General features: G+C 67.4%; 29 protein-coding genes. 18 read left to right on the forward strand and 11 right to left on the reverse strand.

Annotated features, from left to right (window positions below):
* Positions 1-8 precede the first annotated feature (8 nt).
* Positions 9-665 carry a hypothetical protein gene (locus DFR45_RS00075; RefSeq protein ID WP_114481688.1) on the forward strand — a complete coding sequence of 219 codons (657 nt, stop codon included), beginning with the start codon at positions 9-11 and terminating at the stop codon, positions 663-665.
* A gap of 92 nt (positions 666-757) precedes the next feature.
* Positions 758-928 carry a DUF3149 domain-containing protein gene (locus DFR45_RS00080; protein WP_114481689.1) on the forward strand — a complete coding sequence of 57 codons (171 nt, stop codon included), beginning with the start codon at positions 758-760 and terminating at the stop codon, positions 926-928.
* Positions 929-1,032: 104 nt separating this feature from the next.
* On the opposite strand, the gene DFR45_RS14280 is transcribed toward DFR45_RS00080, so the two are convergent.
* Positions 1,033-1,299, reverse strand: a complete 267-nt coding sequence (locus DFR45_RS14280; RefSeq protein ID WP_144686919.1) for a hypothetical protein — start codon at positions 1,297-1,299, stop codon at positions 1,033-1,035.
* Positions 1,300-1,396: 97 nt separating this feature from the next.
* Here DFR45_RS14280 and DFR45_RS00085 point away from each other — a divergent pair, with 97 nt between their 5' ends.
* Positions 1,397-2,656 (forward strand): putative Na+/H+ antiporter, encoded by a 1,260-nt coding sequence (locus DFR45_RS00085; protein ID WP_114481690.1) that lies wholly within the window; start codon positions 1,397-1,399, stop codon positions 2,654-2,656.
* 24 nt (positions 2,657-2,680) lie between these two features.
* On the opposite strand, the gene DFR45_RS00090 is transcribed toward DFR45_RS00085, so the two are convergent.
* A complete protein-coding gene (locus DFR45_RS00090) occupies positions 2,681-3,685 on the reverse strand; it encodes a sodium:calcium antiporter (RefSeq protein WP_114481691.1) in 1,005 nt (334 codons plus the stop codon).
* A 149-nt stretch (positions 3,686-3,834) separates the two neighbouring features.
* Positions 3,835-4,626: a MipA/OmpV family protein gene (locus DFR45_RS00095; RefSeq protein WP_170132832.1), complete on the reverse strand. Its 792-nt coding sequence runs from the start codon at positions 4,624-4,626 to the stop codon at positions 3,835-3,837.
* A gap of 307 nt (positions 4,627-4,933) precedes the next feature.
* Between DFR45_RS00095 and DFR45_RS00100 the strand changes: the two genes are divergently transcribed.
* From DFR45_RS00100 to DFR45_RS00140, 9 genes are all read left to right on the forward strand, one after another.
* A complete protein-coding gene (locus DFR45_RS00100; RefSeq protein ID WP_114481693.1) occupies positions 4,934-6,082 on the forward strand; it encodes a GNAT family N-acetyltransferase in 1,149 nt (382 codons plus the stop codon).
* A gap of 36 nt (positions 6,083-6,118) precedes the next feature.
* Positions 6,119-7,048, forward strand: coding sequence for an arginase family protein (locus DFR45_RS00105; RefSeq protein ID WP_199755289.1), 930 nt, complete (start codon positions 6,119-6,121; stop codon positions 7,046-7,048).
* 150 nt (positions 7,049-7,198) lie between these two features.
* Entirely contained in the window at positions 7,199-7,915 is a 717-nt protein-coding gene (locus tag DFR45_RS00110) for a thermostable hemolysin (RefSeq protein WP_158636972.1), read from the forward strand.
* Positions 7,903-9,396: an AMP-binding protein gene (locus DFR45_RS00115; RefSeq protein WP_114481695.1), complete on the forward strand. Its 1,494-nt coding sequence runs from the start codon at positions 7,903-7,905 to the stop codon at positions 9,394-9,396. The genes DFR45_RS00110 and DFR45_RS00115 overlap by 13 nt, the downstream gene beginning before the upstream one ends.
* Positions 9,380-10,057, forward strand: coding sequence for an iron-containing redox enzyme family protein (locus DFR45_RS00120; protein ID WP_338419575.1), 678 nt, complete (start codon positions 9,380-9,382; stop codon positions 10,055-10,057). Before DFR45_RS00115 ends, DFR45_RS00120 begins: the two co-directional genes overlap by 17 nt.
* Positions 10,058-10,168: 111 nt before the next feature.
* Positions 10,169-10,993, forward strand: a complete 825-nt coding sequence (locus tag DFR45_RS00125; RefSeq protein ID WP_114481697.1) for an SDR family oxidoreductase — start codon at positions 10,169-10,171, stop codon at positions 10,991-10,993.
* A 21-nt stretch (positions 10,994-11,014) separates the two neighbouring features.
* Positions 11,015-11,740 carry a tetratricopeptide repeat protein gene (locus tag DFR45_RS00130; protein ID WP_114481698.1) on the forward strand — a complete coding sequence of 242 codons (726 nt, stop codon included), beginning with the start codon at positions 11,015-11,017 and terminating at the stop codon, positions 11,738-11,740.
* 4 nt (positions 11,741-11,744) lie between these two features.
* The gene (locus DFR45_RS00135; protein ID WP_114481699.1) at positions 11,745-12,422 is read left to right on the forward strand and encodes a response regulator; all 678 of its coding nucleotides are present in this window, start codon (positions 11,745-11,747) and stop codon (positions 12,420-12,422) included.
* The gene (locus DFR45_RS00140; protein WP_114481700.1) at positions 12,419-13,795 is read left to right on the forward strand and encodes an ATP-binding protein; all 1,377 of its coding nucleotides are present in this window, start codon (positions 12,419-12,421) and stop codon (positions 13,793-13,795) included. The genes DFR45_RS00135 and DFR45_RS00140 overlap by 4 nt, the downstream gene beginning before the upstream one ends.
* On the opposite strand, the gene DFR45_RS00145 is transcribed toward DFR45_RS00140, so the two are convergent.
* From DFR45_RS00145 to DFR45_RS00165, 5 genes are read right to left on the reverse strand one after another with little or no spacing between them, the layout of a single operon-like run.
* Entirely contained in the window at positions 13,792-15,198 is a 1,407-nt protein-coding gene (locus tag DFR45_RS00145) for a sensor histidine kinase (protein ID WP_114481701.1), read from the reverse strand. The two genes, DFR45_RS00140 and DFR45_RS00145, sit on opposite strands and share 4 nt — an antisense overlap.
* Position 15,199: 1 nt before the next feature.
* Positions 15,200-15,865 carry a response regulator gene (locus DFR45_RS00150; protein ID WP_114481702.1) on the reverse strand — a complete coding sequence of 222 codons (666 nt, stop codon included), beginning with the start codon at positions 15,863-15,865 and terminating at the stop codon, positions 15,200-15,202.
* A 59-nt stretch (positions 15,866-15,924) separates the two neighbouring features.
* Positions 15,925-17,232: a DegT/DnrJ/EryC1/StrS family aminotransferase gene (locus DFR45_RS00155; RefSeq protein ID WP_114481703.1), complete on the reverse strand. Its 1,308-nt coding sequence runs from the start codon at positions 17,230-17,232 to the stop codon at positions 15,925-15,927.
* Positions 17,213-17,605, reverse strand: coding sequence for a DMT family transporter (locus DFR45_RS00160; RefSeq protein ID WP_114481704.1), 393 nt, complete (start codon positions 17,603-17,605; stop codon positions 17,213-17,215). Before DFR45_RS00160 ends, DFR45_RS00155 begins: the two co-directional genes overlap by 20 nt.
* Positions 17,605-17,955, reverse strand: coding sequence for an EamA family transporter (locus DFR45_RS00165; protein ID WP_174564667.1), 351 nt, complete (start codon positions 17,953-17,955; stop codon positions 17,605-17,607). The genes DFR45_RS00160 and DFR45_RS00165 overlap by 1 nt, the downstream gene beginning before the upstream one ends.
* Positions 17,956-18,111: 156 nt before the next feature.
* On the opposite strand from DFR45_RS00165, the gene DFR45_RS00170 reads away from it, so the two are divergent.
* The 4 genes from DFR45_RS00170 to serB all read left to right on the forward strand — a co-directional run bounded on the left by DFR45_RS00170 (position 18,112) and on the right by serB (position 22,104).
* Positions 18,112-18,777, forward strand: coding sequence for an HAD-IB family phosphatase (locus DFR45_RS00170; protein ID WP_114481706.1), 666 nt, complete (start codon positions 18,112-18,114; stop codon positions 18,775-18,777).
* 73 nt (positions 18,778-18,850) lie between these two features.
* A complete protein-coding gene (locus DFR45_RS00175) occupies positions 18,851-20,242 on the forward strand; it encodes an aspartate aminotransferase family protein (protein WP_241659326.1) in 1,392 nt (463 codons plus the stop codon).
* A 39-nt stretch (positions 20,243-20,281) separates the two neighbouring features.
* Entirely contained in the window at positions 20,282-21,175 is an 894-nt protein-coding gene (locus tag DFR45_RS00180; RefSeq protein ID WP_114481708.1) for an alpha/beta hydrolase, read from the forward strand.
* A gap of 212 nt (positions 21,176-21,387) precedes the next feature.
* Entirely contained in the window at positions 21,388-22,104 is a 717-nt protein-coding gene (serB, locus tag DFR45_RS00185) for a phosphoserine phosphatase SerB (protein WP_114481709.1), read from the forward strand.
* A 62-nt stretch (positions 22,105-22,166) separates the two neighbouring features.
* On the opposite strand, the gene DFR45_RS00190 is transcribed toward serB, so the two are convergent.
* A complete protein-coding gene (locus DFR45_RS00190) occupies positions 22,167-22,670 on the reverse strand; it encodes an RrF2 family transcriptional regulator (RefSeq protein WP_114481710.1) in 504 nt (167 codons plus the stop codon).
* 92 nt (positions 22,671-22,762) lie between these two features.
* Between DFR45_RS00190 and ytfE the strand changes: the two genes are divergently transcribed.
* The gene (ytfE, locus tag DFR45_RS00195) at positions 22,763-23,482 is read left to right on the forward strand and encodes an iron-sulfur cluster repair protein YtfE (protein WP_114481711.1); all 720 of its coding nucleotides are present in this window, start codon (positions 22,763-22,765) and stop codon (positions 23,480-23,482) included.
* A 19-nt stretch (positions 23,483-23,501) separates the two neighbouring features.
* Positions 23,502-23,948: a group III truncated hemoglobin gene (locus DFR45_RS00200; protein ID WP_241659327.1), complete on the forward strand. Its 447-nt coding sequence runs from the start codon at positions 23,502-23,504 to the stop codon at positions 23,946-23,948.
* Here DFR45_RS00200 and lolD read toward each other — a convergent pair.
* Entirely contained in the window at positions 23,937-24,653 is a 717-nt protein-coding gene (lolD, locus tag DFR45_RS00205) for a lipoprotein-releasing ABC transporter ATP-binding protein LolD (protein ID WP_114481712.1), read from the reverse strand. The two genes, DFR45_RS00200 and lolD, sit on opposite strands and share 12 nt — an antisense overlap.
* Entirely contained in the window at positions 24,646-25,902 is a 1,257-nt protein-coding gene (locus DFR45_RS00210; protein ID WP_114481713.1) for a lipoprotein-releasing ABC transporter permease subunit, read from the reverse strand. The genes lolD and DFR45_RS00210 overlap by 8 nt, the downstream gene beginning before the upstream one ends.
* Positions 25,903-25,933: the final 31 nt, after the last annotated feature.

The raw sequence follows: 25,933 nt of genomic DNA on the forward strand, positions 1-25,933 counted from the left end.
TCGATTCCATGCTGCTCGAAGCCACCCTCGTGATTTTGGCCGTGCTCGTGGCGCTGTGGCTCGCGCCGTGGCGCATGCTCGTGTGGCCCGCTGCCGCCGGGCGCGAACGCACGCTCTCGCCGCTCATCTCTCCGCTGCTTGCCACACTCGTGCTATTGCCCTGGGTCTGGGCGCTGCCCACCCTGCACGCCATGCCGCTGCAACTGCAGTGGTCGGGCGCTTGCCTCGTGGTGCTGGTGCTCGGCTGGCCGCTGGCCGTGCTCACGCTCGTGGCGGTGGGCGTGCTCGCGTGCTGGTTTTCGCCTGCCATGGACTGGGCGCAGGCGCTGGGCTCCATCGCCTGGCTCGGCGTGGTACCAGCCACCTTTGCGCTACTGCTCGGCGCGCTGATTCGGCGCTTCATCGGCGCTCGGATCTTCGTCTATGTGCTGGGCCGCGCGTTCCTGGGCACGGTGCTGTGCGTGTTCGCGTCCGCCATGCTGGCCCAATGGAGCGGCCACACGCTGCCCGGTGTCGATGCGAGCCTGTCGCTCGTCGGGCACTGGCTCATGGCCTGGGGCGACGGCTTCATCACCGGCATGTTCGCGGCGATTTTCGTCGCCTTCAAACCCGAATGGCTCGCCACCTGGTCTGACCGGCTGTACCTGCACCCGCCGCCACACTGAGGGGCCACCAAAATCGTTCGCATCTGACGCACATCAATCCACGAAACCGTCTGCAGCGCGATAGTGAAACTCCCGTTTCTAAGGAGGGTTTCATGAAGTTGCTAACCGACCTCTTTTCCACCGACTATGGTTTGATGAGCATCATCGGCATCCTGTTCATGATCGGTATGGGCGTTTTCTTCGTGCGCTTGTTCCTCGGCAAAATGGATGAAAGTGCACGCAAGGCCCAGCAGTCCAATACGCAAGCGCCGCACACGCCTTAGTGCGCTGCACCCCAAATAGCCTGCAATCGATCGATTCGCGCTCAAGGCGTAAGAGCGAACCGTGGTTCGATCCTGCCCGCGCGGGAAACTCGTAAAAGCTTCGATCATCTTAAGCGCTGCTGCAGGCGCAGGAAGGCAGCTTCGGTCTTGCCTTTGCCCATCGGCACTTGGATGAGCACGAGCGGCGGCTTGTTGACCTCTTCCAGCCGCTGACGGTCTGCTAAGGCGACAGCGCTGGAATACCCCCCATCGTGCGTGAGAGCAGCCGGGTGGTATCTTTTTGCCCGAGCCCGAATAAATTTCGATATCCCGCACCTTTCACGTATCCCGCAAAAGCTCGCAAAAACCTTGCGGATGGAAGCGGAATTCAATCACTGCCAATGTCTGCTGCTATGGTTCGCGGCTTGCCGCGTGTTTGACCAGCCTTCTTCAGACGCCTTCCTTCCACCGCCCCTCGCAACACCACCCATGACAGCCCCCACCACGATCCAGCTCATCGGCGCCGCCCTGTTCGGCCTGGCCGTCCTGCACACGTTTTCGACCAAGCTCTTCGAGCACCTTGCGCACACGCAGCCGCGGCATGCGGGCATCTGGCATCTGCTGGGGGAGGTCGAGGTGGTGTTCGGCTTCTGGGCCATGGTGTTGATGCTGTGCATGTATGCCCTGCTGGGCACGCACGAGGCCACGGCCTACCTGGAGTCGCGCAACTTCACCGAGTCCATGTTCGTCTTCGCGATCATGGTGATCGCGGGCACGCGGCCGGTGCTGGAGCTGGCCGGGGCCAGCGTGCGCCTGGTGGCGCGCTTTGTGCCGCTGCCGGACGGCATGGCGATGTATTTCCTCGTGCTGGCCTTCGTGCCGCTGCTGGGCTCGTTCATCACCGAGCCCGCCGCCATGACGCTGGCTGCGTTGATGCTGCGCGACCTGCTGTTTTCGCGCCAGGTGTCATCCAAGCTGAAATACGTGACGGTGGGCGTGCTGTTCGTGAACGTCTCCATCGGCGGCACGCTCACGCCGTTTGCCGCGCCGCCCGTGCTCATGGTGGCCACACCCTGGAACTGGGACTTGTGGTTCATGCTGGGGCACTTTGGCTGGAAGGCGGCGCTGGCCGTGGTGTTCAATGCCGCTTCGGCGATGCTGCTGTTTCGCGCCGATGTCGCGCACATGTCCGCCAAGCCTGCGCGCAAGCAAGCCAGCGTGCCGCTGTCCGTGGTGCTGGTGCACTTGCTGTTTCTGGCGCTGGTGGTGGTGTTTGCGCACCACCCCACCGTGTTCATGGGCCTGTTTCTGTTTTTTCTGGGCTTTACTGCGGCGTACCCGCAGCACCAAAACCCGCTGATTTTGCGCGAGGCCCTGCTCGTGGCCTTTTTCCTTGCGGGGCTGGTGGTGCTGGGCGGCTTGCAGCAATGGTGGTTGCAGCCCGTGCTCACAAGCCTGGATTCGCACACCGTGTTCTTCGCAGCGGCGGCGCTTACGGCCATCACCGACAACGCCGCGCTGACCTATCTGGGCACCCTGGTCGAAGGGCTGAGCCAGGACTTCAAAATCTCGCTGGTTGCCGGGGCCGTCACGGGCGGTGGCCTGACGCTGATTGCCAACGCCCCCAACCCCGCCGGCGCCGCCATCCTCAAGGAAAAGTTCGCCGACAACGCCATCCACCCGCTGGGCCTGCTGATCGCCGCCCTGCCGCCCACGCTCGTGGCCGTGCTGGCGTTCCAGGTGTTGTGAGCTTGCAGTGCCTCGTCCACACGGTCATTGGCCGTGCGAATACTGCAGCAGGGCGTTGATCAGGTACAGCCCGAGCAGCGCGATGCTGGCCCAGCTGCCCAGGTGCAGCACGCGCGAGACAGGCCGGTACGCCAGCGCCACCACCACGGCGCCGCTCATCACGCAGGCGCACAGCGCGGATAGCACGTGAATGGGCGCCACGTGCAGATACAGCACCCCGGGGCGAAAGGCGATGTCGTCTATGGCCAGGATCAAGATGTCGAACAAATTGCTGCCGAGCAGGTTGCCCACGGCCAGATCGATGGCACCTATGCGCACGGCCCCCCAGGTGGTGGCAAGCTCCGGCACCGAGGTAGCCAGCGCCACGAACAAGGTGCCCACGAAGGAATCCGACCAGCCCATGATCCGCGCCAGCTCCACGCCGATCAGGGGCAGCCAGATGCCGCTGCCCACGATCACCATGGCCGCCAGCGCATAGCCGGTCAACGCCACCTTGAGGGATACGGCGGGCCGCTGCGCCTCGGCCGCAGGGCGATCGCGCTGCTCTGCGAGGTACATGGTGCGCATGGCCAGGGCATACAGTGCCAGCAGCACCAGACTGCCCCAGCTGACATGGCCCACGCTGGGCAGAAAGCCTTGGGTGCTGGCCAACATCACCAGCGCTGCCATGGCCAGCAGAATGGCACCAAACCCCGCCGACAAAATGTGCCCGCCACTGGCCGCGGCGTACACAGCGCCGCGGCGATAGAACACGTCCACCAGCGCCAGGATGGCCAGGTTGAACACGCAACTGCCCAGGACGTCGCCCGCCGCCATGTTGGGGGATTGCGCCACCGTGACTGCGCTCAGCCCCGTCACCAGTTCCGGCAACGAAGTGACGGTGCCCACCAGAATCACGCCCAACCAGCTGCGCGACAGCCCCGTCCAGGCCGCGATCGCATCGCCATAGCGGATCAGACGCACACCGGCAAAGCCGATCACGACGATGCAAAACGCGAATTGCAGCCACACTTCCAACCATGCAGGCATGACTTCTCCTCTCTCGGCCAATGCCGGGGGAGTTTAGAGCCTGCACCATTGCCTGACCGATTCGCTTGCCCCTGCGCGCAGCAGCGCGCTCCGGATCAGCATCAAATCGGGACTTTGCGCAGAGATCACGTAGGCTATCAGCTATCTATTCAATAGTGCAGCACAAACGCCGCCATGATGCTGCGCTGCACCGGCGCGCCATAGGACTGGATCACGGGACTTTGGCGCGCGCTGCTGGAGAGTTTGCCCCAGGAGAAGTCGAGCGCCACGCCGGTGTGTGCGCTCGTGGGCACGAAGGCCTGGTATTCGAGCGTGTATTGGCTGGCCCCGCGCCCCGGCGCGTAAGGGCTCTGGCCCAGCGCCGCGGCGCTGGCCGCATCGAGCCCGAAAAAGCGCCGCATGCCCCGGCCGTTCATGCCCTCCACGCCGCCTTTGAGGCTGTGCTCGACGTAGCCCAGGCGCGGCAAGTCCCATTCGGCGTACAGGTCGCCATAGACCACGCCCGTGGCCTGGAGGTCGCGGCGCCAGCGCAGGCCCAGGCTCAAGGGCTCCATGGGGGCGTATTCGAGATAGACGCCGGCCTGAGCCGTGGTGTCGAACGTAGGCAGTTGGGACGCGGCGCTGCCCAGGTCGTGGCGCGAGCGGCCCCAGGTCAGCGTGCCGACCAAGCCGCCGTGCCAGTGCTGCCCATGCAGCAAGTCCACGCGCAGGCCGTCGGTAGTGGAAAGCTCGACGCGGTCCTGCCAGTTCAGATCCACGTAAGGAATGGGGATGGTGCGCTGGCTTTTCGCGCCCAGCCAGCGCGGGTAGCGCAGCGCGCCCAGGCCCAGCGTATAAGCAAACGGCTCGGGTGGCGGCGCGGCTGCCTGCGCGGTGGTGGCGGGGTCGCTACCGGGCTTGGTCTCGGCCGCCGCTGCGGCACCGTCGGCGCGCGCTGGCACTTGCAAAAAAATAGCTGCCAGCGCAAGTCCCGCCTGCGTTATGGCACTAAATGACTGAAAACGAACAAGCATGGGCAGGGGCGACTTAGCGGCGCAGGCGGAAACGAAACACAAACACGACTTACACAACTTGACTCAAGCAAGGCGCTCGCCTCATGGAAAACACTTTGTTGCACCCTTGTTGGCGTAAGTCCATACAAAAATTGACGAGAAAGTTAAATTTACAGAGCCTTCAAAATACCTACAGACCGATAACCTGCGGGGATATCGTCAGCGCCAAAGCCCTTGCGCGCGATACTTCGCCCGCATGTGTGCCACCCTGCCCTGCGCGCTGCGCGATCCATCTGTCGCCCCGGAGGGGCCGCCGGCCTCGACCTACGCCTGCGCCCTCGAGCCGCCGGGGCTGCTCGGGCATTTTCTGGCGCACCCGCCCGAGGGCTTTGCAGCGCGGCAGTTTGCGGGCGGCGTGCCCGGCTTCGTCGCCGACTTCGACTTGCTCACCACGGCCGACGAACGGCTGCTCGCCACCTTGGCCCAATGGCCGGGCCAGCGCGCGCTGCGGCGCCTGCTGACCTGGCGCACCTGCTTTGCGGGCAGCACGGTGAGCGAGTATCTGCCCCTGCCCGCGCACACCACACAGCACACCGCGCCCGCGGCGCTGCTCGACGCCGTGCTGCAAGACTGGCAGCGCAGCACGCGCCTGCTGATCTTCAAGGACATCGCGCTGCCCACCGAACTGCTGCCCGAAGACGAAACCCGCTACGCCGGCGCCTTGCTGCAGGCCTGCGCTGCGCAGGGCTTCGTGATCGTCGAGGGCCAAGCGCTGGCTTATGTGCCCATCGACTTTGCGAGCGAGGACGAATACCTCGCGCGTCTCTCGAGCGGCCGGCGCAAGGACATCCGCCGCAAACTGCGCGCGCGCCAGGGGCTGCGCGTGCAGGTGCTGGCCACGGGCGATGCCTGCTTTGCCGACGAGGCTTTGCTCGCGCGCCTGTACGCGCTGTACCTGCAGGTCTATGCGCAAAGCGAGCTGCACTTCGATCGCCTCAGCGCCGAATTCTTCCGCGCCGTGCTGCAGGATGCGGCGCTCGACGGGCGCGTATTTTTGTACGCCACGCCAGCGGGCGCACTCGTGGGCTTCAACCTGTGCTTCGTGCACCGTGGCATGCTGATCGACAAATACATTGGGCTCGATTACGCCTTGTCGCGCCAGCACAACCTGTATTTCGTGAGCTGGATGGAAAACCTGGCCTACGCGCGCACGCACGGCCTGCGCCACTACGTCGCAGGCTGGACCGACCCGCAGATCAAAGCCTACCTGGGCGCGCGCTTTGCGCTCACGCGCCACGCCGTGTACGTGCGCAACCCGCTGCTGCGCGCCGCGCTCGCGCGCCTCGCCCGCTGGTTCGAGCGCGACCACGCCTGGTTTGCCGATGAAGGCCATGATCGCCGATAACCGCCGATAACTGCCGATAACTGCCGATAACCGCTAATGACCGCCAGTACCGCCATGCCCCCTCCCCCGCCGCTGGTGCTTGACCTCGACGGCTCGGTGCAGGGCATCGACGGCGTGGCCGGTATGGGGCAGGCACTGCGCGTGCCGCTAGGAGCCTGGCAGGAAGCGATCCGCTTTGGCTGCGGCTGGCGCCGCTGGGCGGCCTTCTGTGCGCACGCCGAGGCGCTGCTTGACGCGCTCGTGCCTGCAGCGCACGGCACGGTGCTGCTGGGCAGCGGCGACTTTCACCACCTGAGCCACTGGCTGCTGCAGCGCGTGCCCGGCAGCGCACCCTTCGACGTGGTGGTGCTGGACAACCACCCCGACAACATGCGCTTTCCGTGGGGCATCCACTGCGGCTCATGGGTGCACCACGCAGCGCGCCTGCCGCGCGTACGCCGCATCGACGTACTCGGCATCGGCTCGGGCGACGTGGGCTGGCGCCACGCCTGGGAAAACCACCTGCTGCCGCTCGCGCGCGGCAAAGTGCGCTACTGGAGCGTGGGCGTGGACCTGCGCTGGACGCGCGCGCTCGGCCCCGGCGCGGCCTGCCGCAGCTTTGCCACGCCCGCGCAGCTGCTCGACGCCTTTTGCATGGAACTGCACGCGGGCGACGCGCCCGTCTATCTCTCCATAGACAAGGACGTGTTCAGCCCCGCGGTGGCGCACACCAACTGGGACCAGGGCTGCTTCGACCTGCCTGCGGCCCTGCGCGTGATCGCGGCGCTGCGCGGCCGCATCGTGGGCTCGGACATCACGGGCGAGGTCTCGATCCACCCCTACCGCACGCGCTGGAAGCGCTGGCTCAGCGCGCTGGACGCGCAGCCGGCCATCAGCGCGACGCAGCTGCAGACTTGGCAGGAAGAGCAGGCGCAGGTGAATCGCAGCTTGCTCGCGGCGCTCGCGCAAAGCCGAAAAAGCTATTAAATACATAGCTATCAGCGCTTGATGCACCTTCACTGGATGGCGATTTGGCCAAATTTTTGGGTACATGCGCCTTTCGCTGCCGACCCCAAGCTTTTCTTAAGTATCCGTCTCTACCATGGCCTTCAACGCAACGATGTTCGGAGGTCAACAATGCCAACCACCCTGTGTCCGCAACGGCGCAAGCCTGAAACCATGTCCACGCAGGAGCTCGTCGAAGTGGCCTGGGTGCGCAAAGACGAGCCTGGTGCCGAAGCGGTAGGGCGCTTCGTGCAGGCCATTTACCTCGAGCGCTATGGCGCGCGCATCGCCTTGCCGGCGGGGCCTTTTCTGGTGCTGCGTGACCCGCACGGCCGCGTGCGCGCCGCATTGGCGCTGCGGCGCGGGCAGGCGCCGTTTTTTCTCGAACACTACCTGGACGCACCGGTCGAAACCGTTTTGCCCGGCGCCAGCGCAGCGCGCGAGACCATCGTCGAAGTCGGCAGCCTGGCGGCGGACATCACCGGCGGCGCGCGTGCGCTGGTGGTGACGCTGACGGCCTTTCTTGCCGCGTGCGGCATGCAGTGGGTGGTGTTCACGGCGCGGCGCGAGCTGCGCAACACCTTTGCACGGCTGGGCATCGAGCTGCATGCACTGGCGCCGGCGCAGGCCGAACGGCTGCCCGGCGGCGGGCGCGATTGGGGCACGTACTACGCGGACGACGGCGCGCCGCAGGTCATGGCCGGCGCCGTGCCGCAGGGCGCCATGGCGGTGCGCAAGGCGGTGGGTGACGTGCAGGCGCCTTTGCTTGCGCTGTGGCTGCGCGGGCTGGCGCTGGGCTGCGGCCTGGGTGCGCAAGACCTCGCGCGGAGAGCCCAATGTCCGCATTGATCGACGCCTTGCAGCACTGGGCGCGCGTGCAGCCGCATGCGGCGGCGTGGGAAGGCGCGGCGCACACGCTCGACTTCGCTGCGGCTGCGCAGCAGGTTGCCGCATGGCAGGAAAAGCTGCTGCCACTGCGCGGGCGCGGCATCGCGCTCGCGCTCGACAATTCACCTGCCTGGGCCGTGTGCGATCTGGCGGCGCTCGCGGCGCAAGTGCCCGTCGTGCCGCTGCCGGGGTTTTTCTCGGCGCAACAGCTGGGCCACGTGCTCGCCGACTCCGGCGTCGAAGCCGTCGTGACGGACAGGCCGCAAGCCTTCGCCGCCTTTGGTACGGGCGCACCGATCGTCGCGCTGGGCGAAGTGGCCGGCGAGCCCCTGTGGGCCGTGCCTTTGCAACCCACGGCGCCGCCCTTGCCGGCAGGCGTTGCCAAGGTGACCTATACCTCGGGCACCACGGGCACGCCCAAAGGCGTGTTGCTGCGCCGCGAGGCCCTGGAGGCGGTGGCCCGGTCGCTGGTGTGGGCCGCAGGCGTCGGCGCGCAGGACCGGCACCTTGCCGTGCTGCCGCTGGCCGTGCTGCTGGAAAACGTGTCCGGCCTGTACGCCCCTTTGCTCGCGGGCATGACGACCGCGCTCTGGCCGCTGGCCGACGTGGGTTTGCGCGGCGCGGCCGAGGTGGACGCCGCGCAGCTGTGGCAGGCGCTGCAGCGCGCGCGCCCCGGCACCGTAGTGCTCACGCCACAGCTGCTCGCCGCGCTGGTGGCGCAAGTCGAGCAGCGCGGCCTGCCCACCCAAGCGCTGCACTTCGTGGCCGTGGGCGGGGCCAAGGTGCCGCTGCGCCTGCTCGAGCGCGCGCAGGCCGCGGGCCTGCCGGTGTTCGAAGGTTATGGCCTGTCGGAGTCGGCGTCGGTGGTGGCCGTGAACCGGCCCGGCGCCGCGCGCCTGGGCAGCGTAGGCCAGCCCTTGCCGCACGCCCAGGTGCGCGTGGCTGCGGACGGCGAGCTGTGGGTGCGCGGGGCGGTGTGTGCCGGCTATTTGCGGCAGGCCGCACCAGCGCTGGACGCCGGCTTCTGGCCTACGGGCGACATCGGCGCTTTTGATGAAGATGGTTTCCTGTTCCTCACGGGGCGCAAGAAAGACATTTACATCACAGCCTTCGGGCGCAACGTGGCCCCCGAATGGGTCGAGGGCGAGCTCACCCAGGTGCCCGGCATCGTGCAGGCGGCCATATTTGGCGAAGGACGAGCGCGCAACGCCGCGGTGCTGCACACGAGCCTGGACGACACGGCGCTCGCCAAGGCGCTTGCCGCCGTGAATGCCCAACTGCCCGATTACGCCCGAGTGCATGCCTGGGTGCGGGCGCAAGCACCTTTTTCCATAGCAAACGGGCAGCTCACGCCCAACGGCCGCCTGCGCAGGCCGCAGATTCAGCAAGCCTACGCCGCGCAGCTGGCGCAGGCATGGTCTGACGATGAAGGAGCACTCTGACATGGGTTTTTATGCCGAACTGCTGGCCGGTACCGAGGCCGAACGCGCGGAATTCCTCGCGATCCCGCTCTTTTCCGCCGCCGTCGCGGGCCAGGTGAGCCTGGCCACGTACCAGGCGTTTTTGACGCAGGCCTACCACCACGTCAAGCACACCGTGCCCTTGCTGATGGCCGTGGGCGCGCGCCTGCCGGAGCGCCTCGAATGGCTGCGTGAAGCGGTGGCTGAATACGTGCGCGAAGAATACGGCCACCAGGAATGGGTGCTGGACGACATCCGCGCCTGCGGCGGCGACGCCGAATCCGTGCGCCACGGCGCGCCGGCGCTCGCCACCGACCGCATGGTGGCCTACGCCTGGGACACGGTGATGCGGCGCAACCCGGTGGGCTTTTTCGGCATGGTGCTGGTGCTCGAAGGCACGAGCGTCAACCTCGCCACGCGCGCTGCACGGGCCATCCAATCGGCCCTGCAGCTGCCCGACGCGGCGTTTTCGTACCTTACGAGCCACGGCGAGCTGGACCAGAGCCACATCGGCTACTTCGAGCACCTGATGGATCGCCTCGACGATCCAGGCGACCAAAGCGCGGTGCTGTGGTGCGCGCGGCAGATGTACGGTTTGTATGGCGACGTGTTTCGCAGCGTGCTGCAGACGCCGCAGGCATGAAAACCTTTCTGGACTTACGCAAACAAGGATGCTGCAGAGTGTTTTGCCATGGGGCGAGCGCCTTGCCTCACCCCGATTTGCCTAAGTCGTGCTTTTTTTTGAGGAGGCCCCATGGAACTGCGCAACAGACGGATATTGCTCACGGGCGCGAGCGGCGGCATAGGCTCGGCGCTCGCGCAGCGCCTCGCGGCAGCGGGCGCGCGCCTGGCGCTGGTCGGGCGGCGGCACGAGGCCCTGGCGCAGCTCGCATCCAGCCTGCCGGGGGCGAGCATCGTGGTGGCCGACCTCGCCACGGCGGCCGGCTGCCGCGCCGCGGTCGAACAGGCCAAGGCGTCGCTCAGCGGCGTCGATGTGCTGGTGCACCTCGCGGGCCAGGGGAGTTTTCGCTGCTTCAGCGACGAAGACCCCGACGCCATGGAGCAGATGCTGCGCACCAATTGCGTCTCGGCGATGTGGCTCGCGCAGGCCGTGCTGCCGCAGATGACGGCACGCGGCGACGGCCAGCTGGTTTTTTGCGGCTCGGTGCTGGGGGCGCTCGCGCTGCCGGGCTACACCGTGTATGCGGCGAGCAAGTTTGCGCTGCGCGGCTTCAGCGAAGGTCTGCGGCGCGAGCTTGCCGACAGCGGCGTCAGCGTGACTTACGTGGCCCCACGCGCGGTGCGCACGGCGCTCAACCCGCCCGAGGTTTACGAGATGGCCAAGGCCACCAGGATGGCGGTCGATACGCCCGAGGCCGTGGCCGAGCAAATCCTCGCCGCGATGCGCCGCGACGCCCGCGAGGCGGTGCTCGGCTGGCCCGAATCCTGGTTCGTGCGCCTCAATGCGCTGTGGCCCGCGCTGGTGGACAGGGCCATGCGCAAGCAGGCCGAGGTGGTGCGGCGTTTTGCCAAACCGCACCCCACGCAGCAAACGCAGGCAGAGCAGCAAACGTCGTAACCCATTGCAAAGGAGCAAAACATGCCATCCAAACGCCACGCCATCGGGGCATCGCTCGTGGTAGCCCTGTGTCTGGGGCTTTCCACTGCGGGCCACGCCGAGAACTCCACAGCCAGCCCGACAGCGGCGGCGGTAGCAGCCGCCACGACGCCCGAGCAGGCCGTGCGAACCCTGCAGCAGCAATGGGCCGTGGCCAACTACCAGCGCCAGGGCAAGGAGCGCGTCAAGGCGCTCGAAGCGCTGGCCGAGCAGGCGCGTGAAGCCGCAAAACGCTTTCCAGACCGCGCCGACGTGCTCACCTGGGAGGCCATCTGCCTGGCCACCTACGCGGGATCCTTGCAGGGCTTGAGCCAGCTGCGCGCCATCGGCCTGGCCAAGGAAGCGCGCGACCGCCTGCTCGAAGCCGAGGTGCTCGACCCGAGCGGCTTCGGCGGATCGATTCCGACCTCGCTGGGCAGCCTGTACTTCCAGGTGCCCGGCTGGCCGCTCGGTTTTGGCGACGATGAAAAAGCCGAGCAATACCTGAAGAAAGCCCTCGCGATCGACCCGAACGGCATCGACGCGAATTATTTCTACGGCCTGTTCTTGATGAAGAAAAAGTCCTACCCCGAAGCCAAGGCCGCGCTCGAAAAGGCGCTCGGCGCGCCGCCGCGCCCCGACCGCGCACTGGCCGACGAAGGGCGCCGCAAGGAAGTCAAGGCAGCCTTGGCAGACTTGGCGCAAAAAGCAGGCACCAGCGCAAACTGAAGCCATGCGTTTGCTGCTCGTCGAAGACGACGCCATGCTGGGCGCGGCCGTGCAGACCGGGCTGCAGCAGGAGGGCTACGCGGTCGATTGGGTGCGTGACGGCGCGGCGGCCCAGGCCGCGCTGCGCAAGGAGCGCTTCGACCTGGTGGTGCTCGACCTCGGGCTGCCGGCCATCAGCGGCATCGACGTGCTGCGCTACGCGCGCAGCATCGGCATGACGGCGCCCGTGTTGATCCTGACGGCGCGCGACGCCGTGGCCGACCGCGTCGCGGGGCTGGACGCGGGTGGCGACGACTACCTGACCAAGCCCTTCGACCTCGAAGAGCTGGCCGCGCGCCTGCGCGCCCTGCTGCGGCGCGCAAGCGGGCGCTCGGACAACGTGATCCAGTATGGCGATCTGGTGCTCAATCCGGTGGCCTGGACGGTGCATCTGGCCGGCGAGCCGGTCGATCTGTCGAGCAAGGAATTTTCCTTGCTGCATCTGCTGCTGCAAAACATGGGCAAGGTGCTGTCGCGCGAGCGCATGGAAAAAGGCCTTTACGGCTGGCAAAGCGACATCGACAGCAATACCATCGAAGTCCACGTGCACCACCTGCGCCGCAAGCTGCGGCGCGAATACATCGTCACGGTGCGCGGCGTGGGTTACATGATTCCACTGCAAGTTCCCCGGCCAACCCCATGATTTCGATTAGACGCCGCCTCACGCTCGCCATGCTGGGCGTGTTTTTGCTTGCATGGCTGCTGCTGATCGGCATCGTGTTCTGGAACGCCCGCGCCGAGATCGAAGACCTCTACGACGACCGCCTGAGCAAGATCGCGGGCGTGATCACGGGGCTGGCCTACCACGAGCTCAGCGACGAAGAAGAGCCGCCGGAAAAGGTGCTGCAAGGAGTTTTCAGCGAGCGCCTGGTGCGCCTGTACGACGGAGAGGCCGCTTTTCAGCTGTGGTACCGCGGGCGCCTGCTAGTGCGCTCTTCCGCGGCGCCGCAGGAGCGCTTCAGCAATGCCCCCGGCTTCGCCAGCGTCACGCTGCAGGGCACACCCTGGCGCGTGTTGCAGCAGGCGCACCCTTCGGGGCTCATCACGGTGTATGTGGCCGAACCCATGGCCGGGCGCGTCGCCCTGGTGCGGCATGTGCTGGGCGAGCTCGTGGGGCCGCTAGCCCTGGCGCTGCCCGTGCTCGCGGTGCTGGTCTGGATGGGCATACGGCGCGGCCTCGCACCGCTTGCGCAGACCGAGCGCGAAATCGTGCAGCGCACACCTGCGCAGCTCACCCCCATACCACTGACCCAGGTGCCGCAGGAAATCCACGGCGTCGTCGGCGCGCTCAACCAACTGCTCGAAGCCCTGCAGGCCGCCATGGCACGCGAGCGGCGCTTCACCGCGCACGCCGCGCACGAGTTGCGCACGCCGCTGGCGGTGCTGAAAACGCAGGCCCAGCTGGCCTTGCGCGCCGACGAGGGCGCACCGCGCGAGCACGCCTTGCAGCAGCTCTTGCAGGGAGTGGACCGCGCCACGCGCGTGGTGTCGCAGTTGCTCACGCTGACGCGCCTCGACCCCGAGGCCACCGGCGCGCTGCGCGCGCAGGTCGATCTGCGCACCGTCGCCACAGACGTGGTGGCCGAACTGGCCCCTTTGGCGGTGGCCAAAAATGTGGAGCTGGGCGTGGATGGCGAGGGCGAAATGCCGGTGTATGGCATCGCCCTGGGCTTGACGATCCTGGTGCGCAATCTGGTGGACAACGCGATCCGCTATTCGCCCGCGGGCGCCAGGGTGGATGTCGCGCTCAGCGCCGACGCGCACGCGGTTCACTTGATGGTTTCCAACCAGGGGCCGGGCATCCCGCCCGAAGAGCGCACGCGCATTTTCGAGCCGTTTTACCGCCCGGCCGCAAGCCCGCCCGGCGGTGCAGGGCTGGGCTTGACCATTGTGCAGCGCGTTGCCACCTTCCACGAGGCACGCATCCACGTAGGTGCCGACCCCTACGGGCAGGGGACGCGCTTCACCGTGGTGTTTCCGCGCCAAAGCGGGCACACGGATCAGGCAAACCGCTAACCCAAGCGCGCAAACTCCACCCGCACGCGAATGCCGCGGCCGCTTGCGGTGTCGAGCAACTGCAAGTGCGCATGATGGCGCTTGGCGACTTCACGCACGATCGCGAGGCCCAGGCCCGAGCCGGCGGCCTGCACGCCGCGGCCGCGAAAGTACGGCTCGCCCACGCGCGTGCGCTCTTCGGGCGGAATGCCCGGCCCCTCGTCCTCGACCTCCAAAAAGGCTGCGCCGCTCGCGGTGTCGGTGCCGCAGCGCACCGTGACGCGCCCGCCTGCGGGGCTGTATTTGATGGCGTTGTCGATCAGGTTGCCCAGCAGCTCCTGCAGCATCCAGGGTGAGCCCTGGCACTTGGCGGGCGCGAGGTCAAAGCCCAACTCGACGCCATGGCGCAGCGCGTGGTCGAGCCAGTTCGAGGCCGCGTCTTCGAGCAGCTCGCCCAGGTCCACGGGGTGAAAGTCGTGCACCGTGCTCGCCTGCTCGGACGAACGTGCGAGCGTGAGCATCTGCTGCGTGCAATGCGCAAGGTCGTCGATCGCCGCGTGGATGCGCTCGAGCCGCTCGCGCACCGCGGGGCCCGCGTCCATCGCGGCGAGCTCGAGCTGCGCCTGGATTCCCGCGAGCGGCGTGCGCAGCTGGTGCGCCGCACCCGAGAGGAACACCTGCTGCTCGGCCACGGCGCGCTCGAGGCGCTCGAGCATGCGGTTGATCGCCGTGACCAAGGGCAGGATGTCGGCCGGCACGCCGTCTTGCGGCACGGGGGTCAGGTCGGCCATCTCGCGCCGGTCGATGGCCGCGCTCAGCGTACCCAGCGGCTGCAGCGCCCGGGTGATGCCGCGGCGCATGAGCCAGGTCATGACCACGAGCAGCAGCACGTTGGGCCACAGCGTGTCGAACAGAATGCTCAACGTATTGGCGCTGCGCTTGTGGTTGGTTTCGGTCACGATCACACGGTTTTCGAAGCCCTTGGCGCGGTGGCGCAGGTCGATCAGCCGCACTTCCTGCCCCGCCACCACGGCATCGTCGAAGTCCGGGTCGGGGTCGTCGAGGTCGGGTGGTGCGCGCTGCGCCAGCAGCGGCAGCAGCGCCGGGTCGCCCACGAGCAAACGGCCCTGCGCATCGACGACGAGAAAGTGCACTTCGTCTTCAGGGTCGGCCTTGAGCAGGGCTTCGGCCTCGGGGTCGATGTGCTTGATCAGGTCCTCGCGGCTTTCGTACGCTTCGTCGGGCGTCATGCGCGTGGCCAGCGCGATCGCGGTCTTGTAGAGCACGTTGTCCTGCGCCTGCTGCGCCAGATCGAGCGCGTTGTAATAGTCGAACACCGCGCTGATGGCCACCAGCACGAGCGCCGGCACCAGCGCCGAGCGCGTGAGCCGGCTGCGCAGTGTTTCACGCTTTTTCGGTTGCATCTTATTCGATTTCCAGGCGGTAGCCTATGCCGCGCACGGTGCGCAGCAGCACGCCGCTGCCGTCGAGCTTGGCGCGCAGGCGGCTCACGTAGATTTCCACCGCGTTGCTGGTGATTTCCTTGTCCCACTCGCTCAGGCTCTCGGCGAGCTTGTTTTTGCTCACCACGCGCGGCGCGGCCAGCAGCAGCGTCTCGAGCACCGCCCATTCGCGCCCCGTGAGGTGCAGCGGCGCATCGGCGAGCGTGGCCTCGTGCGTGGCGGTGTCGAGCACCAGCGCGCCCAGGCGCAGGGCCGATTGCGCATTGGCCTGGCTGCGGCGGATCAGCGCCTGCGCGCGTGCGATCAGCTCGGGCATGGCAAAGGGTTTGACCAGGTAGTCGTCGGCGCCCAGGTTGAGCCCCTTGACGCGGTCTTCAAGAGCGTCGCGCGCGGTCAGCATGAGCACCGGCACCTTGCTGCCCGTGGCGCGCAGGCGGCGCACCATCTCGAGCCCGTCCATGCCCGGCAGGCCGATGTCGGCCACCACCAGGTCGAACGGCGTCAAGCGCAGCGCGAGCAAGGCCTGCTCGGCCGCCGTGAGGTGGTCCAGCGCGTAGCCCGCGCGGTGGAACACCTCGCGCAGGCCGTCGGCCAGCATGGCATCGTCTTCGACCAGCAGGATTCTCATGGTGCTTCTCGTCTTCGTGGTGCAAGTGCGGATAGTGGCACTGAGTGGCAATCGGCGCATCAGCGCAGACAGCGCTCGAGCTCAGCGACGATGCGTGCAAAGCCTGCGTCGTCGAGCCAGGGGCTGTTGCTGATGGTCAGCATGCGCGCGGCCAGGTCGCGCGCGTGAGGGCAATTCTGCACAGGCAGCCAGGGGCGCAGGTAGGCATAGTCAGGCAGCGCGTGGATGAACAGGCGCGTCACGCCGAGCCCGCGCGGCCACAGCGCCGCGAGCGCCGCGTCGCGCTGCGCGGGCGTGGGCAAAAGCAGCATGAAAAACGGCCAGAGGCCTTGGTAGGCACCGTCCCCTGCCGTGCCGCCCTCCGCAGCGTCGGCCGGCGCATACCCGAGCACCGTCACGCCCGGCAGGCGCGCGAGCTGTGGCAAGCGCCGCTGCGCCTGCTGAGCCAAAGCCGCCTGGAATGCCGGCAGCCGACGCAGCGCCCGCGCGCCCACCGCGCGCCGCCACGCGCCCACGGGGTGCAGCGGAATCGGCAAGTCGAACACGTCGCCCACGGCCTGCGCGAGCTGCCCGCGGCGCACGGCGCGGCGCAGGGGCAGGCCATAGACGTAGGGCAACATGCGCGGCCGGTAGCACAGCGCCAGCCCCAGCAGCTGCAGGCTGCGCCAGGCCTCGAAACCCCAGGCCGGCGTCTGCAACTGGCGCGCGGTGGCGGCAATCTCGGCGCGCAGCGCGGCATCGCGTGCAAGCCAGGCACCGCCCTCGTACAAACTCAAACCCTTGCCCGCGGCAAAGCTGAAAAAGCCCGCATCGCCGGCCAGCCCGACGCTTTGCGTGCCTGCGGGCGCCGCCACAAGCGCCTGAGCATGCGCCTGCGCCTGCACGCGCGCCCCGAAGGCCTGCGCCGCGTCTTCGACGACGAAAGCGCCCGCCGCGCGCGCCACGGCCAGCACCGGATAGAGCCGCGCCACACGCCCGCCCAGGTGCGTGGGCAGCACGGCCAGCGTGTCGGGGCCGCTGAGGGCCGCCAGGTGATCCGGGTCGAGCTCGAAGCTGCCCGGCGCCACGTCGCACACCACCGGCTGCAGGCCGCACTGCACCACCGCCAGCACCACGAGCGGGCAGGTGTAGGCCGGCACGATGACCTGCCGGCGCGCGCGCAAGCGGCGCAAGGTCTGCAGGATGAGCACCAGCGCCGCACTGCCAGAGGCGCTGATGCCGACTTCTTCAACTCCTAAAAACTGAGCTGCCAGCGCAGGTAGATCAGGCGCTAAGGGCCCAAAAAGCTCTGAAACACGCACAGGCAGCCCGGCCGTGGGCGGCACCTCGCGCGGCAAAAAACCAGGCTCAAGGCCGGGCCGGCGCATGCGTGCTCTCCCCGAGCGCGAGGCACACCACGCCCGCGATGATCAGCCCCGCACCGAGCAGCTGCAGCGCGCTGAGCGCCTCGCCAAACACCGGCACCGAGAGGATCATCACGCCGATGACTTCGAGGTGCGAGGCGGCGAACGCCGGGCCTATGGGCGCGTGGCGCAGCAGCGTCATCCAGGTGACGAAGGCGCCCAGGTAGCCCACGATGGCTCCGTACACCCAGGGCTGCAGCAGCACGCGCAGCACCCAGGCCGCATCGGGCGCAAACGGCGCCGCGTGCAGCGCCGTGAGCTTGAAGCACACCTGTGAAAAGGTGTCGAACGCGATCAGCGCCACAAAGCCCAGCAGGTAAAAGCGCTTGAGCGACATCAGCCCAGCCCCACCACGGCCACACCGGCCGCGATCAGCCCTATGCCCAGCAGGCGCAAGCGCGTGAAGTGCTCGTGAAACAGCCAGCGCCCGCCCAGCATCACGACCACGATGCTGACCATGCCCAAAAGCACCCCCTGCGCGAGCGGCACCACCGACAGAAACGCGAGCCACACCAAAAACTCGCCCGCGAAGCAGGCCACGCCCAGCCAGATCCAGGGCCGCGCGAGCATGTGCCGCCAGCGCGCCCAGCCGTCGGCCGCGCCGGGCTCTATGGCCGCCCGCTTGAAGGCGAGCTGCCCGCCCGCGTCGAGCACGGTGTTCGCCACCCACAACAAAAAGACCTGCATGCGCGCCCACATTTCCCGTTGCAAAACCCCGCCATTGTGGGCAGCGCGCGCAGGCGCGCCAAGGCAATCCAGTACGCAGCCACAGGGCTCTGGCGCCGTCAGGCAAATGAAGGCGCGGCCTTTTTACGCTGGCGCCATCAACGTACAGGAGAGCGAATGATTTTCGTGATCGACTTCGACGGCACCGTGTCCACGCAGGACACGGTAGACCAATTGCTCGCGCAGCACGCAGACCCAGCCTGGCAGGAGCTGGAAGACGCCTGGCTGCAAGACCGCATCAGCGCCGTGGAGTGCATGCAGGGCCAGATCCGCCTGGTGCGCGCCGACGCCCACACACTCGCGGCGTTTTACCGCGGCATGCGCATAGACCCGCACTTTCGCGCGTTCAGCGAGCACGTGCGCAGTTTCGCGGCGCTGGCCATCGTGAGCGACGGGCTCGACCAGGCCATCCACGCCTGCCTGGGCCGCCACGGCATCTCCGAGCTGCCCGTGTACGCGAACCACCTCGAACACATCCTGCCCGACCGGCTGGAGCTGCACTTTCCGCTGCGCCAGAGCAGCTGCCAGGCCGGCAATGGCGTGTGCAAGTGCGCCGTGGCACAAGACCTTGCGGCGCAGCACGGCGGGCCCATCGTGCTCGTGGGCGACGGCAAGTCCGACGCCTGCCTGGCGGCGCGCGCCGACATCGTCTTTGCCAAGGGTTCGCTGATCGAACACTGCCGCGCGCAGCAGATCGCGCACACCCCGTTCGAGACCTTTGCCGACGTGCTGCGCGTGGTGCGCGGCTGGCCGCAGGCCCAGCCCTTGCCCGTGGCGGCGTGACGTCTTCACGGCTCCGCGGCTGCGTCCGCCTCCCAGCCACGCCCTGACCTTCATTTTTGATAGCACATTCCGTATGAAAAACCCCGCTCCGATGACCGAAAAGCCCCTGACCCTGCTCGAAAAAGACGCCATTTATTGTTCCTGGGGCGACACCGTGCACTACGCCGACCCGCCCAAGGTGTTCACATCGTGCGAAGGCTCGTACCTCTACGACGAGCAAAACACACCCTACCTCGACCTGCAGATGTGGTATTCGGCCGTGAACTTCGGCTACCGCAACCCGCGCCTGAACGAAGTGCTCAAGCGCCAGATCGACACGCTGCCGCAGCTGGCCTGCCAGTACCTGCACGCCGAAAAGGTCGAGCTCGCCGAGACGATCTGCCAATACGTGGAGCAAAAATACGGCGTCAAAGGCCGCGTGCACTTCAACGTGGGCGGCGCGCAGGCGGTGGAGGATTCGCTCAAGATCGTGCGCAACGCCACCGGCAAGAATTTGATGTTCGCCTTCATGGGCGGCTACCACGGCCGCACGCTGGGCGCCTCGGCCATCACCTCGAGCTACCGCTACCGCCGCCGCTTCGGGCATTTCTCCGACCGCGCGCAGTTCATCCCCTTCCCGTACTGCTTTCGCTGCCCCTACGGCATGAAACAGGAAAGCTGCGGCATGTATTGCCACAACGAGTTCGAAAAGCTGTTCGAGACCGAATACAACGGCGTCTGGGACGACAAGGCCAAGCAGGCCGAATACGGCGCGTTCTACGTCGAAACCATCCAGGGCACGGGCGGCTACGTGATCCCGCCCGCGGGCTACTTTCCAAAGCTCGCCAAAACGCTCAAGGAGCGCAACATCCTGCTCGTGGTCGATGAAATCCAGATGGGCGTGTACCGCACGGGCAAGCTCTGGTCGTGGGAGAACTTCGGCATCGTGCCCGACGTGTTCATTTTCGGCAAGGCGATCACCAACGGGCTCAACCCGATCTCGGGCATCTGGGCGCGCGAAGAGTTCATCAACCCGCAGGTCTTCCCGCCCGGCTCCACGCACTCGACCTTTTCATCGAACCCGCTGGGCACGGCCACGGCGCTCGAGGTGCTGCGCATGACGCAGGAAAAAGAGCTCGAACCCGAGCTGCGCGCCAAGGGCGCCTACTTCCTGCAAAAGCTGCAGGAGCTCAAAACCCGCTGGAAGATGATCGGCGACGTCAGCGGCATGGGCATGGCGCTGCGCATGGAAATGTGCACGGCCGACGGCTACACGCCCAACCGCCAGCTTGCCGACCGCATCTTCAACGAGGGGCTCAAGGGCGACCTGTCGCTCGACGGCAAAACCTACGGGCTGGTGCTGGACATCGGCGGCTACTCCAAAAACGTGTTCACCCTCGCGCCCAGCCTCACCATCACGCGCGCAGAAATCGACCTGGGCCTGGCGCTGTTCGAGCAACTGCTGCAGCGCTGCGGCGCGCAATGACCATGGGGACTATCGGGCTGATTTGCTGAGGAGACCCCCATGACCGACGCCGCACTCGATACCCTGCTCGGGCCCAACGGCTTTTATTTGCCACGCGGCAGCAGCGCTGTGCTGCTGGTGCACGGGCTGACCGGCACGCCGGCCGAAATGCGCGACTTTGGCCGCCAGCTCGCGCGCCAGGGCTTGTCGGTGGCCTGCCCGCAACTGGCCGGGCACTGCGACAGCGTGGCCGCGCTCAAGGCGAGCCGCTGGGAAGATTGGTACGACAGCGTGGAGCGCTGCTTCGAGGCGCTCGCGCAGCGCCATGCGCAGGTGTATGTGGCGGGCCTCTCGATGGGCGCGCTGCTGTGCCTGGTGCTCGCGAGCCGCCAGCGCACACGCGTGGCGGGCCTTGCGCTGCTCTCGCCCACGTTTTTCTACGACGGCTGGAACATGCCCAAGCTGCGCCAGACGCTGTTTTTGCCGCTCATCCTCTACAGCCCATTGCGCTACGTGTTTGCCTGGCAAGAGCCGCCGCCCTACGGCATCAAGGACGAGCGCGTGCGCGCCATGGTCACGGCCGTCCTGCAAAAGCGCGACAGCCAGACCGCCGACAAGGTAGGCCACTTCAAAACCCCCGCCACCGTGATCTGGCAAAGCCGGCGCCTGATCCGCGCCGCGCGCCGCTGCCTGCCGCAGGTGCAGCAGCCCACGCTGATCGTGCACTCCACCGAAGACGACATGGCCAGCATCCGCAACGCCTACCTCGTGCGCGACGAAATCGGCGCGCACCAAGTAGAAATCTGCTTCGTCGATGACTGCTACCACGTGCTCACGCTGGACAAGCGCAAGCACGAAGTCGCGGCGCGCGTGGCTGGCTTTTGCCGCGGTGCACGGCCCGCCAGCGAACACCTGCCGCAGTACCTGTATCCCCTGCACGCCAAGGCCGCGTAGGTAAGATGCGCGGCTTTGCACTCAACCCAGGTTGTTCATGAGGACGCGGGATGATGGCGAGGCGGCTGGCGTGGCAGTTTGGTCGCGGGTGAGAAATCCATGGCCGCAGCCATGGACGCCGAGGCCGCGGCCCAAATGACCGGCAGACGTCCGCCAGCGCCCGCGTAGGTGCGCAGCACCGCCTCATGGACAATCTGGGTTCACCGCCGCCCATGCCCCCATCCACCGAATTCACCCCCGGCCTCACCGTGCGCGGCATCCAGCCGCCTCTGCGTCTGGCGGACTACAGGCTCATTGCCTTTGACATGGATTCCACGCTGATCAACATCGAGTGCGTGGACGAGATCGCCGACGCCGTGGGCCGCAAGGCGGAAGTCGCGGCCATCACCGAAGCAGCCATGCGCGGCGAGATTGCCGACTTCAAAGAGAGCCTGCGCCGGCGCGTGGCCCTGCTGCGCGGCGTGCGCGTGGCCGACATGGAACGCATCTACGCCGAGCGCCTGCGCCTGAACCCGGGCGCGCAGGAGCTCATCGCCGCTGCCCGGGCCGCGGGACTCAAAACGCTGCTGGTGTCGGGCGGTTTCACCTTTTTCGCCGAGCGCGTGGCCGCACGCCTGGGCATCGACTTTGCGCGCGCCAACGTGCTGGAGCTCGCAGACGGCCAGCTTACCGGGCGCATGGTCGATCAGCCCTGGGGCGACATCGTCGATGGCGCGATGAAGCGCGACACTCTGCTGGCCACCTGCGCGCAACTGGGCTGCGCGGGCGCGCAGGCCATCGCCGTGGGCGACGGCGCCAACGATCTGCCCATGATGGCCGCCGCGGGCCTGGCCGTGGCCTACCACGCCAAGCCCGTGGTACGCACGCAGGCCCATGTGGCCATCGACGAGGGCGGGCTGGACAGGCTGCTGGAAGTCGTACGGCCTTGAATTACTTCTTTTTCGATAGCTGCTAGCGCTCGTCCATCAAGCGCTATACGCCAATTCAATGTCTAATTTTCGGGGAGGGGAAATTCCGCATCCGCCCCTGCCGCGCCCGCCCCGTCCGCGGACCGCATAGGCACGGCCTGCAGGCCCTGCCAGACTTGCGGCTCGGCCACCAGATCGGCCAGCGTCACGCCGTCGAGCACGGCCAGATAGGCGGCAAGCGCCTGCTCGAGCACGCCTTGCAGGCGGCAGCGCCCGCGCAGCCGGCACTGGTTGCGCTCTGCGTCGAAGCATTCCACCAGCGCAAAGTCCGTCTCGGTGGCACGCACCACGGCGCCGACCGTGATCGCCTGCGCCGGCTGCAGCAACCGCACCCCGCCGCCGCGCCCGCGCGTGGTGTCGAGCAGCCCGCGCGCCGACAGCTCCTGCACGATCTTCATGAGGTGGCTGCGCGAAATGCCATGCACCTCGGCGATCTCGGTAATGGTCACGGGCTGCGCGCGCTCGGCATGGATGGCGCAATACATGAGCACACGCAGGCTGTAGTCGGTCCACTGGGTCAGGCGCATGGGAATTTGACGTGCTTCACGCAAAAGATGAATGTGGAATGAATTTTATGGCATAAAATATTCACGTCGAATATATCTTTAGGAGTTCACCCATGCCAGCCTCCGTCTCCAGCGCCGCCACCGCAAACGTCCCCGCCCTCAGTGCTGATCTGCCGATCGGCCAGATCGCCGTGCAGTGGCCCGGCGCAACCGCGATCTTTCGCCGCCTCAAGCTCGATTTTTGCTGCGGCGGCCAGCAAAGCCTGCGCAGCGCCGCCGCGGGCAAAGGGCTGGACGCCGAGGCCGTGCTGGCCGAAATCGCCCCGCTGCAGCGCAGCAACGCGCTGCCCGAAGCGACGGCGCCCGGCGCGCTCATAGACCACATCCTCACGCGCTACCACGAAGTGCACCGCGCGCAGCTGCCCGAGCTGATCCGCATGGCGCGCCGTGTGGAGGCCGTGCACCGCGCGCACCCGCAGGTGCCCGCGGGCCTGGCCGACCTGCTCGAAGCCATGGAGGCAGAATTGCTCTCACACATGCAAAAAGAAGAGCAAATTCTTTTCCCCATGCTGCGCGCTGGCGGCGCCCCGTTCGTCGGCCAGCCCATCAGCATGATGCGCAGCGAGCACGTGGAGCACGGCGCGGCGCTGCAAAAGCTCGCCGCACTTACCAACGACGCCACGCCGCCCGCCGACGCCTGCAACACCTGGCGCGCGCTGTATGCGGGCATCGCCCAGCTCGGCGAAGACCTGGTGGCGCACATCCACCTCGAAAACAACGTGCTGTTCCCGCAGTTCGAAGCCCCTGCCGCGCCGGGCTGCGCCTGCCATTGAGATGCAAAAAACATCCACCATGTCCGCGATCGCCACGCCACCCACACCCCCCACGCAAGCCGCCGACATCCGCAGCCTGGTGCACGGCTTTTACGCCGAGGCGCGCCAGGACCCGCTGCTCGGGCCGGTTTTCGAGAAGGTATTGAAAGACCGCTGGGACACGCACCTCGCACGCATGGTGGACTTCTGGAGCACGGTGCTGCTCGGCAGCAAAAGCTTTCGCGGCGACGTGTTCCGAAAACACATGGCCCTGCCCGGCCTCACGCCCGCGCACTTCGCGGCCTGGACGCGGCTGTGGCAGCAGCACACCGAACGCCGCCTCCCCCCCGCCCTGGCCGAGCAGGCCCAGCGCGTGGCGCACGGCATCGCGTGCCAGCTCTACACCGGCTACTTCAACGAGCGCCCCCCCTTCGCCCCGCCGCCGCACAGCCATGGCGGGGACGAGGCCGCGCACTCAATCTTGTAACCGCCCCGCCTCCAGCCGCAGCACGCGCCCGCAGCGCGCCGCGAGGCTTTCGTCGTGCGTGACCACGACGAAGGCCGTGCCCTGTTCGCGCGCCAGGTGCAGCATGAGCTCGAACACGGTGTGCGCCGTGGCGCGGTCCAGGTTGCCCGTGGGCTCGTCGGCCAGCACGCAGGCCGGGCGCGTGACCAGCGCGCGCGCGATGGCCACGCGCTGGCGCTCGCCGCCCGACAGCTCCGCGGGCCGGTGCCGCAGGCGCTCTTGCAAGCCCACGGCGGCCAGCATCTGCGCCGCCTGCTGCTGGCTCGCCGCCACGGGCAGGCGCCGGATGCGCAGCGGCATGGCGACGTTTTCGAGCGCGCTGAATTCGGGCAGCAGGTGGTGGAACTGGTAGATGAAGCCCAGGTAGCGGTTGCGCAGCTGCCCCTGGCGCTCGGGCGTGAGCGCGGCCAGATCGTGCCCGAGCAGCTCGACGCGCCCGGCCGTGGGCGCGTCGAGCCCGCCGAGCAGGTGCAGCAGCGTGCTCTTGCCCGAGCCCGAGGCGCCGACGATGGCCAGCGTCTCGCCCGCGCGCACCTGCAAATCGACGCCCTGCAGCACGCGCACGTCGAGCGGCCCCTCGGTAAAGCGCTTGGCCAGCCCCGTGGCCTGCAGCACCAGCTGGCCGGGCACGGGCGCCGCAAACGAAAGTGCATCCGGTTTACTCATAGCGCAGCGCCTCGGCCGGGTTCATGCGGCTCGCGCGCCAGCTCGGGTACAGCGTGGCGACGAAGGCCAGCACGAGGGAAATGAGCACGATGGGCACGATGTCGCCGCTTTGCGGGTCGCTCGGCATCTTGCTGATGAGGTAGATGTCCTGCGGCAGAAAGCGCGCGTGGAACAGCCGCTCGAGCGCGGGCACGATGACGTCGATGTTCAGCGCCACGGCCAGCCCCAGCACCAGGCCGCTGAACGTGCCTATCACCCCCACCAGCGCCCCCTGCACCATGAACACGCCCATGATGCTGCGCGGGCTCGCGCCCAGCGTGCGCAGGATGGCGATGTCGGCGCGCTTGTCGGTCACGGCCATGACCAGCGTGCTCACGAGGTTGAACGCCGCCACGGCCACGATCAGCGTGAGGATGATGAACATCATGCGCTTTTCCATCTGCACGGCGGCGAACCAGGTGCGGTTTTGCTGCGTCCAGTCGCGGATCAGCAAATTGCCGCTGAGCGTTTGCGCGAGCTCCTGCGCCACTTCGGGCGCGCGATGCAAATCTTGTAGCTTGAGGCGCACGCCCGTCGGGCCTTCGAGCCGGAAAATGCGCTCGGCATCGTCGAGATGCAGAAACACCAGCGCCGAATCGTATTCGTAATGCCCCGAAGAAAACGTGCCCGCCACCGTGAGCTGCTTGTAGCGCGGCACCACGCCCGCAGGCGTCACCTGGCCGGCGGGCGCGACCAGCGTCACCACGTCGCCCACTTCCACACCGAGCGCGCGCGCCAGCTCGTGCCCCAGCAGCACGCGGAACTGCCCGGGCACGAGCTGCGTGAGCGCGCTGCCGCGCAGCGTCTGCGCCAGGTCCGTCACCTGTGGCTCCAGCGCCGGGTCTATGCCGCGCACCATCACGCCTTTCATGTCCTCACCGCGCGCCAGCAGTGCCTGAGATGCTACGAAAGGCGCAGCACCCAAGACTTGCGGGTTGCGCCGCGCCTCGGCCATGGTGCGCGCCGGATCGGGCATGGCGTTGCCGCCGGGGGCAAAAATCTCGATGTGCGGCACCACGCTGAGCATGCGGTCGCGCACGTCGCGCTGAAAGCCGTTCATCACGCTCAGCACGATGATGAGCGCCGCCACGCCGAGCGCAATGCCCAGCATGGAAACGCCCGAAATGAAGGAAATGAAGCCGTTGCGCCGCGTCGCGCGCCCCGCGCGCGTGTAGCGCCAGCCCAGGGCCAGCTCGTAGGGAATGTTCATGGTGAGGGCGGATTGTGGCATCCCGTCCCGC

This window comes from Extensimonas vulgaris, assembly GCF_003337425.1.
GTDB classification, from domain to species: Bacteria; Pseudomonadota; Gammaproteobacteria; order Burkholderiales; family Burkholderiaceae_C; genus Extensimonas; species Extensimonas vulgaris.